This is a genomic window from Flavobacterium sp. RSP49, from assembly GCF_003968735.1.
GTDB lineage: Bacteria > Bacteroidota > Bacteroidia > Flavobacteriales > Flavobacteriaceae > Flavobacterium.
This window is the reverse complement of sequence record NZ_RYDN01000004.1, coordinates 1-18,500: the sequence shown is the minus strand read 5'-3', so window position 1 is coordinate 18,500 and position 18,500 is coordinate 1. Positions and strand designations below refer to the sequence as shown.

General features: G+C 35.6%; 15 protein-coding genes and 1 pseudogene. 9 read left to right on the top strand and 7 right to left on the bottom strand.

All coding sequences use genetic code 11. The features are described from left to right. Nucleotides 1-41 precede the first annotated feature (41 nt). Together EKM02_RS03340 and EKM02_RS03335 are read left to right on the top strand one after the other, a co-directional pair. Nucleotides 42-476: a hypothetical protein gene (locus EKM02_RS03340; RefSeq protein WP_126452071.1), complete on the top strand. Its 435-nt coding sequence runs from the start codon at nucleotides 42-44 to the stop codon at nucleotides 474-476. Nucleotides 477-560: 84 nt separating this feature from the next. Continuing rightward, on the top strand, nucleotides 561-1,043 hold the full coding sequence (locus tag EKM02_RS03335; protein WP_126452069.1) for a septal ring lytic transglycosylase RlpA family protein: 483 nt from the start codon (nucleotides 561-563) through the stop codon (nucleotides 1,041-1,043). 1 nt (nucleotide 1,044) lies between these two features. Here the strand turns inward: EKM02_RS03335 and EKM02_RS03330 are convergent, their stop codons facing one another. Beyond that, the gene (locus EKM02_RS03330; protein WP_126452067.1) at nucleotides 1,045-1,512 is read right to left on the bottom strand and encodes a CYTH domain-containing protein; all 468 of its coding nucleotides are present in this window, start codon (nucleotides 1,510-1,512) and stop codon (nucleotides 1,045-1,047) included. Between the two features lie 387 nt (nucleotides 1,513-1,899). Between EKM02_RS03330 and EKM02_RS03325 the strand changes: the two genes are divergently transcribed. The 3 genes from EKM02_RS03325 (at nucleotide 1,900) to EKM02_RS03315 (ending at nucleotide 5,734) form a co-directional block, all read left to right on the top strand. After that, complete coding sequence (locus tag EKM02_RS03325; RefSeq protein WP_234423147.1) at nucleotides 1,900-3,984, top strand: site-specific recombinase; 2,085 nt, start codon at nucleotides 1,900-1,902, stop codon at nucleotides 3,982-3,984. A 60-nt stretch (nucleotides 3,985-4,044) separates the two neighbouring features. Next, complete coding sequence (dinB, locus tag EKM02_RS03320; protein ID WP_126452065.1) at nucleotides 4,045-5,124, top strand: DNA polymerase IV; 1,080 nt, start codon at nucleotides 4,045-4,047, stop codon at nucleotides 5,122-5,124. Nucleotides 5,125-5,218: 94 nt separating this feature from the next. Next, nucleotides 5,219-5,734 carry a PAS domain-containing protein gene (locus tag EKM02_RS03315; protein WP_126452064.1) on the top strand — a complete coding sequence of 172 codons (516 nt, stop codon included), beginning with the start codon at nucleotides 5,219-5,221 and terminating at the stop codon, nucleotides 5,732-5,734. A gap of 59 nt (nucleotides 5,735-5,793) precedes the next feature. Here EKM02_RS03315 and EKM02_RS03310 read toward each other — a convergent pair whose 3' ends face one another. Both EKM02_RS03310 and lepA read right to left on the bottom strand, forming a co-directional pair. Then, nucleotides 5,794-6,564, bottom strand: a complete 771-nt coding sequence (locus tag EKM02_RS03310) for a Bax inhibitor-1/YccA family protein (RefSeq protein WP_126452062.1) — start codon at nucleotides 6,562-6,564, stop codon at nucleotides 5,794-5,796. 181 nt (nucleotides 6,565-6,745) lie between these two features. Continuing rightward, a complete protein-coding gene (gene lepA, locus EKM02_RS03305) occupies nucleotides 6,746-8,542 on the bottom strand; it encodes a translation elongation factor 4 (RefSeq protein ID WP_126452060.1) in 1,797 nt (598 codons plus the stop codon). 356 nt (nucleotides 8,543-8,898) lie between these two features. Here lepA and EKM02_RS03300 point away from each other — a divergent pair, with 356 nt between their 5' ends. Continuing rightward, a complete protein-coding gene (locus EKM02_RS03300) occupies nucleotides 8,899-9,537 on the top strand; it encodes a pyridoxamine 5'-phosphate oxidase family protein (protein ID WP_126452058.1) in 639 nt (212 codons plus the stop codon). Nucleotides 9,538-9,568: 31 nt separating this feature from the next. Here EKM02_RS03300 and EKM02_RS03295 read toward each other — a convergent pair. Next, a pseudogene (locus tag EKM02_RS03295) lies at nucleotides 9,569-9,826 on the bottom strand (DoxX family protein); the annotation flags it as partial. A gap of 676 nt (nucleotides 9,827-10,502) precedes the next feature. Between EKM02_RS03295 and EKM02_RS03290 the strand changes: the two are divergent. The 3 genes from EKM02_RS03290 (at nucleotide 10,503) to dusB (ending at nucleotide 15,665) form a co-directional block, all read left to right on the top strand. Then, nucleotides 10,503-13,532, top strand: coding sequence for an Eco57I restriction-modification methylase domain-containing protein (locus tag EKM02_RS03290; protein WP_126452054.1), 3,030 nt, complete (start codon nucleotides 10,503-10,505; stop codon nucleotides 13,530-13,532). A gap of 708 nt (nucleotides 13,533-14,240) precedes the next feature. Then, entirely contained in the window at nucleotides 14,241-14,546 is a 306-nt protein-coding gene (locus EKM02_RS03285; protein WP_126452052.1) for a GIY-YIG nuclease family protein, read from the top strand. Nucleotides 14,547-14,672: 126 nt separating this feature from the next. After that, nucleotides 14,673-15,665 (top strand): tRNA dihydrouridine synthase DusB, encoded by a 993-nt coding sequence (gene dusB / locus EKM02_RS03280; RefSeq protein WP_126452050.1) that lies wholly within the window; start codon nucleotides 14,673-14,675, stop codon nucleotides 15,663-15,665. 122 nt (nucleotides 15,666-15,787) lie between these two features. On the opposite strand, the gene EKM02_RS03275 is transcribed toward dusB, so the two are convergent. The 3 genes from EKM02_RS03275 to EKM02_RS03265 all read right to left on the bottom strand — a co-directional run. Next, a complete protein-coding gene (locus EKM02_RS03275; protein ID WP_126452048.1) occupies nucleotides 15,788-16,987 on the bottom strand; it encodes an ABC transporter permease in 1,200 nt (399 codons plus the stop codon). A gap of 3 nt (nucleotides 16,988-16,990) precedes the next feature. Beyond that, the gene (gene rbfA / locus EKM02_RS03270; protein WP_126452046.1) at nucleotides 16,991-17,383 is read right to left on the bottom strand and encodes a 30S ribosome-binding factor RbfA; all 393 of its coding nucleotides are present in this window, start codon (nucleotides 17,381-17,383) and stop codon (nucleotides 16,991-16,993) included. A 682-nt stretch (nucleotides 17,384-18,065) separates the two neighbouring features. Further along, a partial coding sequence (locus EKM02_RS03265; protein ID WP_199878457.1) for a transposase occupies nucleotides 18,066-18,500 on the bottom strand: 435 nt, incomplete at its 5' end.

The following is an 18,500-nucleotide window of genomic DNA, read 5'->3' as shown; positions in this document are numbered from 1 at the left end:
TGCCTTTTTTGCCTATATTTGTTAAAACAAAAATATTATTTATGTACGATTTTATTCAAAAATTTCATTCTGGCTGGGCTTATCTGGCACTTTTAGTTTTAGTGGTGGCTGTGGTTAATTCTCTGATAGGAATGTTTTCTAAAAAAGAATTTACTTCCAAAGACAGAAAGATAGCGCTGTTTGGCTTAATAGCAATACACACTCAATTAGTAGTAGGTGTTATTTTGTATTTTGTGTCTCCCAATGGTTTGAATATGATAAAAGCCGTTGGAATGGGTGGGCTGACAACGGAAAGCCGATTGTTGGCTTTAGAACATCCTTTAATCAATATAATAGCAATTGTCTTGATTACTATTGGGTGGTCAAAACACAAAAAAGCAACTACAAGCGAATCTAAATTTAAAACATTTTCTATTTTTTATGGTTTAGGATTACTGCTTATTTTAAGCCGAATCCCATGGAAAATATGGTTTTAAAAAAAACCGTGAAAGCTCTAGAAATAGAGCTTTTTTTATCTAGGTATGGTTTTTGTAAAATAGATTTAACTAAAAAAGACATAAATGAAAAAATTAATAATATTATTTTTTTTGTTGGCAATAATCACTTTAGCCAGCAGCCAAAGTTCCATCTCTGAAAGACAAAAAGCCACCATACAAAAAGACAGCATAAAAAAAAGCCGAACAGCAATCGATCTGGAAGAAAAAAAGCTAGACTCATTGATCCCTTCTTTAGGAAAATTTAAAATTTACAAAAAAGCCGCACACGCATCCTATTACGCAGATAAATTCAATGGCAGAAGAACGACCAGCGGTACAAAATTTGACAATAATAAATATACCGCCGCCCACAAAAAACTGCCCTTTGGTACCAAAGTCAAAGTGACCAATGAAAAAAACGGGAAGTTCGTAATTGTAGAAATTACAGATAGAGGCCCATTTGTCAAGTCTAGAGAGATTGATCTTTCTAAACGAGCATTTATGGATATTGCAGCTAATAAAAACAGCGGAGGGCTGCAAGTAACGATAGCCGTAATGAGTAATTAGATTACCAGTTTCTAAAAGGCGAAGTGCTCAAATAAGAATTGTAATAGCGGGAGTCTCCGGTGACTTCCTTGTCCAGCCAAGCTGGTTTTTTAAAAAATTCTTCTTCAGAGTTTAATTCAATTTCTGCCACAACCAGTCCTTGATTTTCACCATGAAATTCATCTACTTCAAAAATATGAGAGCCCACTTTTATTTCAAAACGAGTTTTATCAATAGCTCCCTTTTCACACAAAAGCAGTAATTTTTCAGCGTCACTAATGGAAATTTCTTTTTCCCACTCAAAACGGGACAGTCCGGAGGTATTAGAAATTCCCTTTATCGTCAGAAACCCCTTTTTTCCTTTTATTCGTACCCGTACCGTTCGCGCTGGCGCGGAACTCAAATAGCCCTGCGCAATATGATTTTGAGTAAAAGCAGATTCTTTATAGGAATCATCTTTGACTAAAAATTTCCTTTCTATTTCTATCATTTCAAGCGGAATTTTTTATTTTTTTTATTTATTTTTTCAGTTTACTTGGCTTGTATCCAGATATTTATTTCAATTGTTACTCATAAATCTTTTTTCAATTTGTAAAAAATAGTTTTTTTCAATCGACGATTTTTCATTGCTATTTGGGCTGATACCAGCAACCAAAGGTATTAAATATTTTGCTTTTGTTCCGTTTTTATCTCTTTGATAAAAGCGGGGGTTACGCTAGTTTGCTGTTTTTTATGTTCCAATTCGGTGTGTCGATTACCGGTAATAGGAAGGGAATTTTGTGAATAGGGCTTTTTATGTGTCCCCGAGCAATAATTTCAGGGATTTGTTAATGAAAAATGATCAGTCTGTTCGTATTTTTACAAAAATTAAACAAAGTTGATAAAACCATTCTTTAAAAGAAAATACAAGCCAACTGCAGTGGGAGTGCTAACTGAATTTTTTGGGGAAGCAGAGTCTTGGCGCGATACAGAGGACAACCTGGAGCCTTTAGTGGAGTTAATTCGGTTGATTCGGCCTTTGCAAACAAAAAAATTGGCAACCGTAGATTTGCAGGATATTATTGCTTTTTTGAAAGAAAATTATTCTTGTCGAAAACAACTTTCCCTGTATCTCAAAGAAATTCTCAAGGACATTAAGTTTAATAAAATCCTCACAGACGCAGCTATTTTGCAAGATGTAGATTTTCTTTTTGAAGTCAAAAAAAGAATCTTTGCTAAGATATTGCCTTATCAACCTCAAAAAGACACTTTAGAATACATTTTCAATCAGGTTTTTTACCTAGCCAATGATGGGATTTGGGTAAATAAAATTCCAGTGGAGCAATTAGAGGAATTATACAGCCTTTTAAAATTCAAATCTATTTATGAAAGTGTAGCACCTCACTCCGTTTTGTCAGAAATACTTGTTGCTATGCATCTTATTACTCAACGCATCAGCGGTCGTGCCATGGAAACGGATGTGATTAAAATGGTACCTGAATTTGATGATTTTGAAAGTCCTTTTTCAGCTTTTGAAAAGGAATTGTTTCAATTAGAAGATCAAGTCCGGAGTTCTGAAAATCATTTCATCACTATAGATGATTTATCTTATTCCCAATTGATGGTTTTGCATAAGCAATGCGAAGAATTTGTGGACAGAGCCTTTCATAATAGTTCTAAATATGGCATTTCACTTCGGGTAAACCAGAATTTACTAAAAATCAGACAGCAATTAGAGCGGCTTAAATTTTTAATTCCGTTGCTGATCGTTGAAAAAGAGAGTGATAAAAAAAACAATGGAATTATTTTAGCCTTACGTTTGATAAAATTCAATTGCTACAAGAACAACGTTAGGAAATTCATAGCCGAAAGTACGCAATTAATCTCCTATGAAATTACCCAGCACACGGCTAAAACAGGGGAACATTATATCACAGAAAGTCGCAAAGAATATTTTAAAATGTTCCGTACCGCCCTAGGTGGAGGGTTTATTGTAGGGATATTATGTGTCATTAAGGTTTTGCTTGCTAGTGCTGACACTAGTTTTTTTGGGCATGCTTTTCTGTATAGTATGAATTATGCTTTTGGATTTATTGCTATTTATCTTCTGGGGTATACTTTAGCTACAAAACAGCCAGCGATGACCGCTGCGGCCTTGATAAAAGCTCTAGAAAAAGGAGTTGCAAAACAAGGGAAGGAGGCGGAAAAATATGAAGCTTTTGCCATTCTTTTTGCACGTGTTTTCAGGTCCCAGTTTATTGCATTTTTGGGGAATGTAATTATGGCTTTTCCAGTTTCATTGCTTGGAATTTGGGCTATTGATTACTTATTCCATTATAATATTGCTGCAACTAAATGGGAAACGTTACTTGTAGACATTAGTCCCATTCATTCATTAGCTATTTTTCATGCGGCAATAGCAGGATTTTTTCTGTTTTTATCTGGAATTATTTCGGGAAGTATTGCCAATAGGGATAAGCATAATCAGGTTTTTTTCCGAATAACGGAACACCCTATGTTGAAAAGAAGCTTAGGAAAAGTACGGACTTTAAAATTAGCCAAGCTTTACGAAAAAAGAGGAGCTGGAATTATTTCTAATTTTTGGTTTGGCGTTTTTATGGGAAGTACGGCTTCCGTTGGCTTGTTTTTAGGGTTGAATCTGGATATTAGACACATCACTTTTGTAAGTGGTAATCTTGCCTTAGGAGTGTATGGAGCAAATTATCAAGTAAGCAATACTATGTTGTTTTGGGGCATTTTTGGGATTGGAGTTATTGGGTTAGTGAATTTTACGGTCAGTTTTAGCCTTTCGTTGGGATTGGCGCTCCGCTCCAGGGCTATTTCTTTGTTTGAATTGCGATTTATTGCTGCTTCTATCTGGAATCATTTTAAATCCAGACCCATTAGTTTCTTTTTTCCAACGGAAAACAAAAAAAAATCAAAAGTAGTCGTCAATTATTTGAGTTCAGACGGTAAGAATTAATTAGAATGCTAGGTTTACTTGGAAGAAATCGAAGGGGAGTATTCAATTAGAAAATTATGCATGGATTCATTCCCAGAAAGAAAAATTATTCACGTTGACATGGATGCTTTCTACGCCTCTGTGGAGCAATTGGACAATCCATTCTTGCGGGGAAAACCCATTGCAGTGGGAGGTTCAGAGAATCGAGGAGTTGTCGCTGCAGCAAGTTATGAGGCTAGAAAATTTGGAGTAAGGAGTGCCATAAGTGGCGTTATGGCTAAAAAAAACTGCCCGGAACTTATTTTTGTTACACCGAGATTTGATCGGTACAAAGAAATATCAAGAAAAATTCATAAGATTTTTTATGAATATACGGATCTAGTCGAGCCACTCTCACTCGATGAGGCGTATTTAGATGTCACTACAAATAAAAAAGGAAATCCAAGCGCCACTTTATTGGCACAAGAAATAAGACAACGCATTTTTAATGAAGTAGGTTTGACCGCTTCAGCAGGGATTTCAGTTAATAAATTCGTTGCTAAAATCGCAAGTGATTATAATAAACCCAACGGGCAGAAAACAGTCAATTCAAATGAAGTGATTGCATTTTTGGAAGAATTAGCCATTCGCAAATTTCATGGGGTTGGAAAAGTAACCACTGAGAAAATGTACCAATTAGGGATTTTTACGGGAGTAGAATTAAAAAGTAAATCATTGGAGTTTCTGGAGAGACATTTTGGAAAATCAGGACATTTTTACTACAACGTAGTCAGGGGAATTCATAATAGTGAGGTTAAATCCAATCGAATCACAAAATCAGTAGCGGCAGAACATACTTTTGACGTCAACCTTTCTTCAGAAATTTTCATGATGGAGCAACTGGATCATATTGCTAGTACTTTAGAAAGAAGATTAAAAAAACAAACTATAGCTGGAAAAACAATCACTTTGAAAATTAAATACAGTGATTTTACCCAACAAACCCGCAGTAAAACCTTGCCTTATTTTATATCTGGCAAAGGACTGATTCTAGAGGTTGTGAAAGAACTTTTGTATCAGGAGCGCATGAAAAATTCCGTTCGTTTGCTGGGGATTTCTCTAAGCAATTTGAATACAGAGGAGAAAAAATTTGTTGTGGTACAGCTGAAATTTGATTTTTAATGGGGAATGAAGGTGTTCAACAATGGTTAAAATCTGAAATTTGTTATTTTATCTTTATAAATAAAATTACATTTGGTTTATTAAATTATGTAACATGATCAATTTTAAAGAATATGAAGACGCTATTGCGATGTATCACAGTGCTTTAAGCATTAAAACAGTTCCTGTTTGTTCTTGGGATTTTCATAATGAATTTTTGAGTTCAGTAAAGAATATTTTTTTGGATTTAAATAAACTCAACTCAATTGCTTTGCAAAATAAATGGTCAGAGAATGATTGGGATCTCAATAGCAGCCTGAAAGAAGAAGTAGTAATTGTTACGGATGCAAAATTGAATATTATATTTGCATCACACAATATGAAAAAAATGAATGGCTATGCAGAATCCGAAGTTTTGGGAAAAAGCCCTAAGATTTTTCAAGGGAAAGCAACGAGCAAGAGCACGTCTAGTGAAATTCGTACGGCAATAGTAGAGCAGAAACCTTTTGAAAAAACAGTGTTGAATTATAAAAAAAATGGGGCTATTTATATTTGTTTCATAAAAGGGTTTCCTATTTTCAACAATAAAGGGCTTTTAAGTCATTACATTGCTTTTGAGAAAGCAGCATAAAAAAGAGTGACTCTTTTATACTCCAATAAGACCACTCTTTTCTATACAGGTTTTGTCAATTAGTTTTTACTGTTTAATTTTGAGAGCAATCTTAAAAATTCAATATACAGCCAAACAAGGGTGATCATTAACCCCATGGCACCATACCATTCCATGTATTTTGGCATTTTTTGTTCTGCTCCTTTTTCGATGCGGTCAAAATCCAAAAACAGATTTAAAGCAGCAATCACAATTACAAAAACACTGATTCCAATGCTCATCCAAGAGTTGCCATAATGCACGGGCGCAAAGCTGGTAAACATGGAGAACACCCAAGATATAAGATAATATGTAGCAATTGCCAATGTTGCTGCCACAACTACCGATTTGAATTGTTCTGTTACCTTCACAATTTTATATTTATACAATCCCAGACAAATCATGAAGGTTACAAATGTGGCTCCTACTGCCTGAATGACAATTCCAGGATACATTGCTTCAAATATTGCTGAAATCCCACCAATAAATAATCCCTCAAAAAGTGCGTAACCAGGGGCTAAATAGGGGGAATATTGAGGTTTAAACGCTGAAATTACGACTAGAATAAGCCCAACTACTGCACCGCCAATTGCTGGAACCATTGGGTTCATCCCATTAAAGGTCAACCACCATATTACCATAGCCGAAGCTGTAAGTAGTAAAAATAAAATCAAACTTTTATTTATGGTTCCTGACAAGCTCATCTCGTCATTATAATCAAGAATTGTGGTTTGATGTACTTGATCATTTTTTGAAACTGCAGTAGAAAAAGTTTTAGTATTTAAAAATGGATTTTTAGAATTAAAATTCATAATTGTTATATTTTTTTGTTATTCAAATATACGCTTTTGTTCCTATGTCACTTTTGTAGCTGAACGCCAAAGCAAACAACCAATTTGGTATTTAAATGTGGCATGAAATGCCTAGTTCACTCCTCTAAAAAAACCGGTACCATAGTCAGGGTAATTAATGACGAGAAAAAACATCCTGTCATTAATCATTCAACTTCAAAACAGCCATGAATGCTTCTTGCGGAATTTCAACATTTCCAACCAATCTCATTCGTTTTTTACCTTTTTTCTGTTTTTCCAATAATTTACGTTTACGGGAAATATCCCCACCATAACACTTAGCGGTAACGTCTTTACGCAATGCTTTTATTGTTTCGCGAGAAATCACTTTTACCCCAATAGCCGCTTGAACAGGAATATCAAATTGTTGGCGCGGAATCAATTCTTTCAGTTTTTCACACATTTTTTTTCCTATTTGATACGCGTTGTCGGCATGCATCAAGGAGGATAATGCATCCACAATCGTTGCGTTCAATAAGATGTCTACTTTCACTAAATTAGAAGTTCGCAACCCAATTGGAGTATAATCAAACGACGCATATCCTTTAGAAACGGTTTTCAAACGGTCGTAAAAATCAAATACAATTTCTGCCAATGGCATGTCAAAAGTCAACTCTACACGTTCCGTAGTCAAATAGGTCTGATTCGTAATCAACCCACGTTTTTCAATACACAAACTCATTACATTTCCAACATAATCGGATTTGGTGATGATGGTTGCCTTAATAAAAGGTTCTTCCACGTGGTCTAAACGGGAGGGCTCGGGCAGGTCCGAAGGATTGTTTACGATAAGTGGAGTTGTTGGATCCTTTTTGGTGTAAGCCAAATACGAAACGTTGGGAACCGTGGTAATCACTGTCATGTTGAATTCACGCTCCAAACGCTCTTGGATAATTTCCATGTGCAACATTCCCAAGAATCCGCAACGGAAACCAAATCCCAAAGCGGCTGAACTTTCCGGTAAAAATACTAATGAAGCATCATTCAACTGCAATTTTTCCATAGAGTTTCGCAACTCCTCATAATCCTCCGTATCCACGGGATAAATTCCCGCAAAAACCATTGGTTTCACCTCTTCAAATCCTTTAATTATATTCGTTGTTGGTGTTTTCGCATCTGTCAATGTATCACCTACCTTTACTTCTTTCGCTTCTTTAATTCCAGAAATTAAATACCCAACATCACCGGCTGAAATCACTTGTTTCGGAACTTGGTTTAATTTTAAAGTCCCAATCTCGTCTGCAAAATATTCGTTTCCGGTAGCCATGAATTTAATCTTCTGGCCTTTTTTAATCTGACCATTTTTTACCCGAAAAATAACTTCGATTCCTCGAAATGGATTGTAATGCGAGTCAAAAATCAAGGCTTGTAATGGCTCATCAACACTTCCTTTTGGAGGAGGAATTCGATCGATGATCGCTGCCAAGATATTTTCGACACCAAAACCAGTTTTACCCGATGCATGAATAATATCCTCTAATTTACATCCAAGTAAATCAATAATATCGTCACTTACTTCCTCTGGATTCGCGCTTGGTAAATCTACTTTGTTCAAAACCGGAATAATTTCCAAGTCATTTTCTAAAGCCAAATATAAATTCGAAATCGTTTGTGCCTGAATGCTTTGCGCTGCATCTACAATCAAAAGTGCGCCTTCACAAGCGGCAATCGACCGAGAAACTTCGTACGAAAAATCCACGTGTCCAGGAGTGTCAATCAAGTTCAAGATGTATTCTTGTCCTTTATACGTATATTCCATCTGAATCGCGTGACTCTTAATCGTAATCCCACGTTCACGTTCTAGATCCATGTTGTCCAGCAATTGCGCTTTTTCCTCACGAGCGGTAACGGTTTGTGTAGCGCCAAGTAATCGGTCAGCAAGCGTGCTTTTCCCGTGGTCAATATGTGCAATAATGCAAAAATTCCGTATGTGTTTCATTTTCTGTTGATATCAAATTTATTTGGATTTACCCTGATTTTTTTTCAGGGCGTGACCACAAGGGTCGGGCTTTCCGCTACAATCTTTTCCTTTTTTAAAGAAAAAAGGAAAAGGATTTTCACTGCAATCCCTCACGCAATCGCCAAACAGCGACTATTAATCTGCAAATATAAGCTAAAAGTTTTTTTATCGAAGATTGAACAACACCTAATGTTAAGGCAACTGAAATTTAATTTTATATCGGTACTCCGGTGGTTACTTTCTTGTTGTATTTTTGCTTGCAAAATGATTTTATTTTAGGTTGTATTTGCAATAGCATTCTAGAAATAAATTTGAACTTTTTACACCTTGTATTTATGAATAATCCACTTCAAGATTACATTACCATCAATGATACTCCTTACGCATTAACCGATTTAGAAACATTGGCTTGGAAAAAATTAGTCAATGGATCGGTTAAGAAAAAAAACGGTTTTCGAACTATGTGTGTGGGAACTATTGATGAAAATAATACTGCAGCTTTGCGAATTGTTGTAAATAGAAAAGTAGACGAAGCTCAAAAAACGATCTTCTTTCATACCGATAATCGTTCTAGAAAATTCACTCACTTACAACAAGACAATCGAATTTCATTGTTATTTTACGATGCGCGTCAACGCGTTCAAATCGCTGTGAAAGCGCATGCAACCCTAAATACAAACGATGCTTTAGCAAATGATAGATGGAAGGCAACTAGCGCTCAAGCTCGATTGGGTTATATGACTAATGAACCGCCAAACACAAAATCAGACATACCAACCTTAGGTTATAACGAACGATTTTCTCTAATAAAACCCACAAATACTGAAAGTGATCTATTTCAAGAAAATTTTTCGGTAGTTGCTTGTACCGTTTATGAACTTGAATTTTTATACCTCGACTTTCACGGCAACCAAAAAGCCAATTTTTATTATAAAAACGGAGTTTTAGAAAATGGTTTTTGGGCAGTCCCGTAAAAAAGTAAAAATAAAAGTACTGCGGATATTACTATGATAGTTTTCTTGATGTTGCGTTATTTTTAGTTCGTAAATAATCAATATCAAAACGTCCAGATCCTAAAATTAGACAGAACATCGCTATCTGAAGAAATCCCATTGTTGCTATACAATTCCATACTCCGTTATTAATTTGTCGGATAAAAGTGGCTACCAACATCGCACACATAATAAGGAAAGAGGCAATACGAGTTTGATATTCGGACAATAACAGTAAACCGCTAATTGCTTCTGCAAATAGATCCATCCAAGCTAGAAAAACAGAGCAATAGCAAAAATTCCGCTGTAACTCGCAGCATCATTTAGAAACTAAAAAGTAACTTCAATAATTCTAGATTATTGTCGGCTGCCGATCACGGCATTCCAAATTTAGCCGCTCCTTAAGCGAAAGATGTTTTAATAGCGTCTGTAAATTTAACGCTTGTTGTAGAGCAACTTTTTTACAGTGTGCTTAATTTCTTGTACGATTTTCAGGAGCATATTTGGTAAACGAAATCAAACAAAAGACTTTTTTAATTTTTTAACGCTATTTATGCATGAAACGGAATTCACCAAAAGAGATCAGCCAACTCAATGATTTAAACCGATTGAACGAAATAAGTAGCAAGAAAGATATGTTGTCGCAATTATTAAAAAGAGTTTTTGCCACTGATTAAAAGGATTAAAAGATTTTTAAAATTAGATGGTGAATTAATCTGTGCTAATCTGTGAAATCTGTGGTAAAGAAATTTAGTGTTTTGCTAAAATACAACATTAAATTTTAGCCATTATTTACGTAGGGCAACAGTGTGAATTTTTATTTTTTTTGTTGGCTAAACAGATTTTAAAGGGCGTTTTTTTTAGTAATTTTCTTAGAAAAAATCTAGATTTCTACGCTTTTTTTAGGTTAAATAATCGTAAGTTTGAAACTCCAATCGATTCAAATTATGTCTTTATTTCAAAATACAGTCGTTAAAAAATATACTAACGCAATCAACAAACTTGTTCTTGATGAAAAATGGCAGTTGTTTACCACCATATTTCATAATGCAGCAAAGCAACAAAACATTCGCAACAGCAAGGAAGAACAATACCAAGCTATTTTCCTGAACGACTTGTTTGTGCAAGTGCTGGGTTACACGCAACATCCTAATACCAATTACAATTTAATTACCGAACAAAAAAACGAAACCAACAGCAAGAAAGCCGATGGCGCCATAATCCTGAACGAAAATGTGCATGCCGTAATTGAACTGAAAGGAACTGAAACTACCGATTTATCCAAAATAGAAACGCAGGCATTTGGTTATAAAAACAATCAGAAACAGTGTAGTTACGTAATCATTTCTAACTTCGAGAAACTTCGTTTTTATGTTGACAATGCGACCGAGTTTGTAGAATTTAATTTGTTTACGCTTTCTCGTGACGAATTCAATTTGCTATTCCTGTGCCTTTCGCTAGAAAGTATGCAGACTGATTTACCTAAGAAAATAAAATATGAAAGTGTTTCCAGTGAAGACAAGATTACTAAAGAATTGTACAAGGATTATTCCGCGTTTCGTACAGCATTGTTTAGTGATATTGTTCAACTCAATCCGCAATACAACCAACTGGAACTGTTTAAGAAAACCCAGAAACTTCTTGATCGGTTTTTGTTTATTTTCTTTGCCGAAGACCGACAATTGCTACCCACCAATTTAATTTTTAGTATTAATCTCGAATGGCAAAAACTCCGTGAAGCGCGCATTCCGGTTTCGTTATACGACAGATACAAAATGTATTTTAATGATTTAAATACGGGCGCCAGAGTAAGTTTGCCCGCTTTTGGAAAACACACTAACGAAATTGTTACCGCACAATATGATATTTATGCCTACAATGGCGGTTTGTTTCAGCCAGATGATTTGCTCGATAACATTGCCGTAAACGATGATTTGCTTTTTAAACATACCAGAAAACTAAGCGAGTACGATTTTGAAAGTGAAGTTGACGTAAACATTCTTGGTCATATTTTTGAAAATTCGCTAAATGAAATAGACGAAATAACCAATGCCATTGCAGGACAAGTAACGGATAAAACCAAAACCAAACGCAAAAAAGACGGAGTTTTTTACACCCCAAAATACATTACAAAATACATCGTTGACAATACCATTGGCAAACTCTGTGAAGAAAAGAAAGTTGAAATTGCGCTGGATGAAACCAAATATTCAACCGACAAAAAAATAACGGTTGTAACTAAAAAGAGACTAAAAGAAACCTTAGACAATTACCGGAACTGGTTGTTGCAACTCACCATTGTTGACCCAGCATGCGGCAGTGGTGCGTTTTTGAGCCAAGCCCTAGAATTTTTAATTGCCGAGCATAAATATGTAGATGAACTGCAAGCCAAATTGTTTGGTGATGCGTTAGTATTGAGCGATGTGGAAGGTAGTATTCTTGAAAACAACCTTTTTGGCGTAGACCTCAACGAAGAAAGTGTAGAAATCGCCAAACTCTCGTTGTGGTTGCGCACCGCACAACGCAACCGAAAATTAAACAGCCTGAACAACAATATAAAATGTGGTAATTCTTTGATAGACGATGTTGACATTGCTGGCGACAAAGCGTTTAACTGGCAAAACGAATTCCCTAAAGTTTTTGCTAATGAGGGTTTTGATGTGGTGATTGGGAATCCGCCTTATGGAGCGAAACTAGATATAATAACTCAGAATTATTTAAACAAAAAATACATAAAAGGGGGTTCTGAAACGGTTATTTCATTTACAAAATTATGTCATGACACTTTATTGAAAAATAAAGGGGAATTTGGTTTTATTATTCCAAAATCATTCACTTTTTCATCTAATTATGAAACAATACGTGAATATGTTTTTGATGATATTTCTGAAATTATTGATTGTAAAAAAGTATGGAAAGAAGTTTTATTAGAACAAATTATTTTCTTTTTTACGAAGAACTGTAAAACGAAAACATATAAAACAGGCAAATTAAAAAATCAAGATATATTAATTATTGGAGATATTTCTAAAAAATATTTTAGCGAATTTGGATTTTATCTAAATGACATTTCAAATGAGGAATTAAATATTGGTCTGAAAGTAAAGAGATCAAATTTTTACATTAAAGACATTGCAAAAAATTCGCGTGGTGGAATTTTTCAAAATAGAATATCCGAAATTGGAAATATTGATATTCTTGGTGGTGCAGAAATTCAGAGAAATGGAATATTTGGGATCAAAGGTAAAATTGATATTTCACAAATTGAAAATGATGTAAAGTCTTTTATAAATAAAAATTCAATTTTAGTCCAAAATTTAGTAGCTCATATTGAAAATCCAACAGACCATATTAAAATTACGGCTTGTTTTCCAGATCGAAATGATTTTGCAATTGTAGATACTATAAACCAAATAACTTTCAATGATAAATATGATGCCAAGATATTTTGGAGTTTGTTTAATTCAAAATTAATCAATTGGTATTGTTATCGATTTATTTTTGCCAGAGCAATAAGAACAATGCATTTTGATAATTCAATAACAAATAGAATTCCTTTACCAAAAGAATTTAACCAACAACCTTTCATAGAAAAAGCAGATTCAATGTTATCGTTGAATGCAGCATTACAAGAAGTAAGTTCAAAATTCAGCAAATATTTTTCGGGTCAGTTTAAAATAGAAAAGCGCAGTAGTAAACTAGAAAAATGGTATGGTTTATCGTTTGAGGATTTTATAAAGGAAATAAACAAAGCCATAAAAACCCAAAAAGGCACACCACTTACTAAAAAAGAGGAGTTTGACTGGATTGATTTATTTGAAGAAAACAAAGTAAAAGCCAATAAACTACAAAGCGAAATAGCTGCTACTGACAAAACTATTGATGCTATGGTGTATGAATTGTATGGGTTGAGTGAGGAAGAAATTGGGATTGTGGAGGGTAATGTCATTGCGAGCAAAGCGAAGCAAACCCACTAAAAAGAGCACACCAGTTGAACAACAAAGTGTGATTGCCACATTCCTCGCAAAGACCCCAACCAGTCATTGCGAGCAAAGCGAAGCAAACCCAAGTCATTGCGAGGAGTTGCGAGGAACGTGGCAAAGCAAACCCACTAAAAAGAGCACACCAGTTGAGCAACAAAGTGTGATTGCCACGTTCCTCGCAGAGACCCCAATACAAGTCATTGCGAGCAAAGACCCCAGCCAGTCATTGCGAGCAAAGCGCAGCAAACCCACTAAAAAGAGCACAGCAGTGGAGCAACAAAGTGAGTTTGCCACATTCCTCGCAGAGACCCCAACCAGTCATTGCGAGCAAAGCGAAGCAAACCCACTAAAAAGCGCACACAAGTTGAGCCACAAAGTGAGATTGCTTCGTTCCTCGCAAAGACCCCAACCAGTCATTGCGAGCAAAGAGAAGTAAACCCACTAAAAAGAGCACAGCAGTTGAGCAACAAAATAGGACTGTCACGTTCCCCGCAAAGACCCCAACCAGTCATTGCGAGGAACGAAGCAAACCCACTAAAAAAAGCACACCAGTGGAGCAACAAAATGGGATTGCTTCGTTCCTCGCAAAGACCCCAGCCAGTCATTGCGAGCAAAGCAAAGCAAACCCACTAAAAAAAGCACAGCAGTGGAGCAGCAAAATAAGATTGCCACATTCCTCGCAGAAACCCTAATATTTAAACTATGAAACCAGGATTTATCTATATCATCACAAACAAATACCAAACGGTAGTATACACAGGTGTTACTTCAAATCTGCCTCAAAGAATTTTGGAACACAAGGGAAAAAGATACCCTAACTCATTTTCCGCGCGATATAATGTGGATGTATTAGTTTATTACGAACAATTTCAGTGGATTGAAGATGCGATAACAAGAGAAAAACAAATAAAAGCTGGTTCAAGAGATGCAAAAAATGCTTTAATTTGTTCTATAAATCCAACTTGGAAGGATTTATTTGAGGAAATAAAAGATATAATGACAGAATAGCATCTTTAAAAACACGGATTAGGAAAGTCCCGAATTCGTAAACTAACCGCTTTAATAAGAAGTCTTTCTGCCTTACTCTTTCTTCTATTCAGCTAAATGTCGTAATTTTGCAAAAAAATAAGGACGATGATCAAGATTGGCAACATAATATTACCCGAATTCCCTTTACTTCTCGCACCAATGGAAGATGTGAGTGATCCGCCTTTTCGCAGATTGTGTAAAGCGCACGGTGCCGATATGATGTATTCAGAATTCATTTCGTCTGAAGGATTGATTCGGGACGCCATCAAAAGCCGCATGAAATTAGACATCTTCGATTACGAACGTCCAGTTGGAATCCAGATTTTTGGTGGAGACGAAGAAGCGATGGCCATGTCCTCTAAAATTGTTTCTACCGTAAACCCGGATATTATTGATATCAATTTTGGATGTCCCGTAAAAAAAGTAGTATGCAAAGGTGCCGGCGCCGGAGTGCTTAAAGATATTGATTTAATGATTCGGTTAACAAAAGCAGTTATTGCAGGTACCCATTTGCCGGTAACCGTAAAAACCCGTTTGGGTTGGGACGATAACTCGATTAATATTGATGAAGTAGCAGAGCGTTTGCAAGATATTGGTGTTGCCGCTTTGAGCATTCACGCCAGAACTCGTGCCCAAATGTATAAAGGCCATTCCGACTGGTCGCATATTGCCCGAGTTAAAAATAATCCAAGAATCACGATGCCTATTTTTGGTAATGGCGACATTGATTCTCCAGAAAAAGCATTGCAATATAAAAATGAATACGGTATCGATGGCATTATGATTGGTCGTGCTGCCATTGGTTATCCTTGGATTTTTGACGAAATCAAACATTATTTCAAAACGGGAGAACATTTGCCAAAACCTACCGTTATCGATAGAGTAGAAGCCGTTCGCAATCACCTCACTTGGGCCATGGAATGGAAAGGCGAAAGATTAGGAATTGTGGAAACAAGACCACATTACACCAATTATTTCAAAGGAATTCATTCTTTTAAACCCCACAAACAAAAATTAGTAACGCTGGATCGTCCTGAAGAATTATTCGCTGCTTTGAATGAAATCGAAGAAGCGTATGCGGGATATGAGTTGGTTTAAGCAGTATATATTAATCAACTTCTACCGCCAATTCGCTAATTTATAATAGCTTATTAATTAAACATCTTTGCTAAATCTAAAGAGTAATTTTTTTAAAAATTAGCGAATTAGCGGTAAAAAACTTACTCCAATAACTTCTTACTCACGCGACTACTTGCAATCAAGGATGCAATAAAGCCAAGCGTAATAATCGTCCCCATAACAATAAGTACATTTTCGAGAGAGAAAATCACAGGATAAGCCAGTGTAGGAGTAATCATCACAAGCTGAAAATTTTCTTGAAGTAGTACAATTATAATCCCTAAGGTTAGCCCAATAATTCCGCCAAAAACACTCAATAAAGTCCCTTGAAGCAAGAATATTTTTCGCAAATTTTTGATTTCAGTTCCCAGATTGAATAAGGTTTTTAGATTTCCTTTTTTGTCTAAAATCATCATGATCAATGCGCCAATTAAGTTGAACAGTGCCACAACAATCACCAGAGTAAAGATTAAGTACACGGCAATATTTTCGGTATTCAACATTTTATAGAGCGAGTCGTTAAGTTGAGCCCTATTTTTTACGGTGATTTTATTCTTAAAAATAGTTTGAAGTTGATTTATAATAGCAGTTTCATCAGCACCCGTTTTTGCTTTGATTTCAATCCCGGAAACCTGATTGGTTTTGTATTCCAATAGTTCCTGCGCCAGACCTAAATCAGCAAAAACATATTTCGAATCTAAATCTTCGCTAATGGCGTAAATACCAACAGGAATTATGTCCGTTTTGTTAAAGGCCTGTTCTTGATTTTCAATCGTGCCTTTTCCGGCTTTAGGCACCATTACTTCCAAATGATTATTAAAATCCAATAATCCCATCGAGAATTTCTGAGCAATTCCATACCCAACAACTACTTGATAGGTGTCAGGTTTAAACCATTGCCCATTGAAAAGTTTGGATTCAATAGCATTTACTTTGCTAAAATTAGCATCAACCCCTTTTAAGTACGTAACTTGTTGTTTTCCGTCAAAAGTAAATAAAACACGCTCTTCGATGATTTTGGTATACCAAGCAAGACCGTCTATTTTTTTGATTTGGCTTTCCTGATTGGGAGAAATCAAAAAGGATTTTCCTAAAGTGCTGCTTATTTTTAAATCCGGATCGATGTCATTGGTAAACGAAAGACTAAATACTTTTAGCCCGCTAAAAACGGATAAAACAACAAACAAAGCCATTGCACCAACAATAATTCCCATGCTGGCAATGCGATTGATGATGTTTATAGCATTGTTTTTACTATTGCTGAGGATGTATCGTTTGGCTATGTAGAGGGAGAAATTCAAACTTTATTGGAATCTGCGTTTGTCTAAAAGATCCCTGTTTTCTATAGGATTATCTCTGTTGGCTAACGCATTGTCAATTTTTTCAATGTAATCTAAAGAGTCGTCAATAAAGAAAACCAAATTAGGAACTTTTCTTAATTGCAAACGAACACGTTGTGATAAATCATGTTTTATAGTTTTAGCATTGGACTTCACCGCCTCTAAAATTTCTTTGGCTTTGTCCTGAGGAAAAACGCTTAAATGCACTGTCGCCACTGATAAATCTGTAGTTACAGTAACTTTGGATACCGAGATAATTAAATTAGCTACTCCATTTTTTCTCACTTCACCTTGCAGAATATCAACCAAATCTTTTTGGATAACCCCACCTATTTTTTTCTGTCTATTTGTTTCCATAGTGCAAAAATACTACTTTTAAGTTTTATCCCGAAGTTTCAGGACAAATTTTAAAAGTTACCTGACAATTGGGGTATTTTTAGATGCCTTTTCTGAAGAATAAAAAAGACTTTCCCTTTTATCAGGTCTTCAAATCGATAAACTCGCTAGCATTGAAGTAAAAACAACAGACAAATTTTGAATAAATAAGCTTGGGATCCTTTGAAACGAATGAAATTTTCAACTAAAATCGAGATGTTTTTTTTATGTTTTTTATTTTTAGCCTAAAGGGGAATTTATTTATTGAAAATCAATATGTTAACCCGTTGGGTGCAATTAATTTTTGATGATAATTTTTGTCAGTTCGAGTGATTTTCGACAGAATATTATATCGAGAACTAGAAAATTAGTATTAAAAACGGTTCTCGATACATTTTTTGTTCCGTTTTACTACACAAAAAATACTCGAACTGACGTTTTGAATAATTGCACCCAACAGCTAGGGATTCGTTGCGTGCGTAGCACGAACAATGAAACCCGGGTTGAACGGAACCGATTGTACGTCCGTTAACCTATGCATTTATCGTAAAAATTTTTGAGAGAATATCAAGAGTCCAGAGGAGCTCTTTTTTTTTAGGTGGTTTAACTATCTGTTTTAAGGTGTTTTAGGTCACTTTTGAACATAAAAGCCCTTACCCATAATTTAGTTTTTACAGGAACTTGAACTTTGGCTACCGCCAAGATACCAAGCAGGTGGACCACGCTGGTCAAAGACTGCTATTCGGTGTAAATTTCCTGTTTTACAACACGGACATTTAGGCATAAAGACTTTTTTTTCTGCTTTTTCCAAGACTTTCACTTTGAGCTTTTCTTGTAAAAGCTTGAGCTTTTGTCGCTTCCAAGTGCTGCTCAAAAAACCGTAATGCCGGATCTTGACAAAACGTTTGGGCAAAATATGCAATGAAAATCGGCGAATAAACTCTTTGTGCGTGAGTGTCATTTGCTTTTTCACACCCGCTACTCGGTAATCCTTATAATCAAAAGTCACGTTTTCATTGTCTATGCTCTTGATTCGATGGTTGCTAATGGCGATTTTATGGGTGTATCTCCCCAAATATTCCACCACTGACTTTGGACT

Bases quoted from the DNA above. Each gene is read 5' to 3' on its own strand.
- EKM02_RS03340 (WP_126452071.1), top strand. From the start codon at position 42: ATGTACGATTTTATTCAAAAATTTCATTCTGGCTGGGCTTATCTGGCA.
- EKM02_RS03335 (WP_126452069.1), top strand. From the start codon at position 561: ATGAAAAAATTAATAATATTATTTTTTTTGTTGGCAATAATCACTTTA.
- EKM02_RS03330 (WP_126452067.1), bottom strand. From the start codon at position 1,512: ATGATAGAAATAGAAAGGAAATTTTTAGTCAAAGATGATTCCTATAAA.
- dinB (WP_126452065.1), top strand. From the start codon at position 4,045: ATGGATTCATTCCCAGAAAGAAAAATTATTCACGTTGACATGGATGCT.
- EKM02_RS03315 (WP_126452064.1), top strand. From the start codon at position 5,219: ATGATCAATTTTAAAGAATATGAAGACGCTATTGCGATGTATCACAGT.
- EKM02_RS03310 (WP_126452062.1), bottom strand. From the start codon at position 6,564: ATGAATTTTAATTCTAAAAATCCATTTTTAAATACTAAAACTTTTTCT.
- lepA (WP_126452060.1), bottom strand. From the start codon at position 8,542: ATGAAACACATACGGAATTTTTGCATTATTGCACATATTGACCACGGG.
- EKM02_RS03300 (WP_126452058.1), top strand. From the start codon at position 8,899: ATGAATAATCCACTTCAAGATTACATTACCATCAATGATACTCCTTAC.
- EKM02_RS03290 (WP_126452054.1), top strand. From the start codon at position 10,503: ATGTCTTTATTTCAAAATACAGTCGTTAAAAAATATACTAACGCAATC.
- EKM02_RS03285 (WP_126452052.1), top strand. From the start codon at position 14,241: ATGAAACCAGGATTTATCTATATCATCACAAACAAATACCAAACGGTA.
- dusB (WP_126452050.1), top strand. From the start codon at position 14,673: ATGATCAAGATTGGCAACATAATATTACCCGAATTCCCTTTACTTCTC.
- rbfA (WP_126452046.1), bottom strand. From the start codon at position 17,383: ATGGAAACAAATAGACAGAAAAAAATAGGTGGGGTTATCCAAAAAGAT.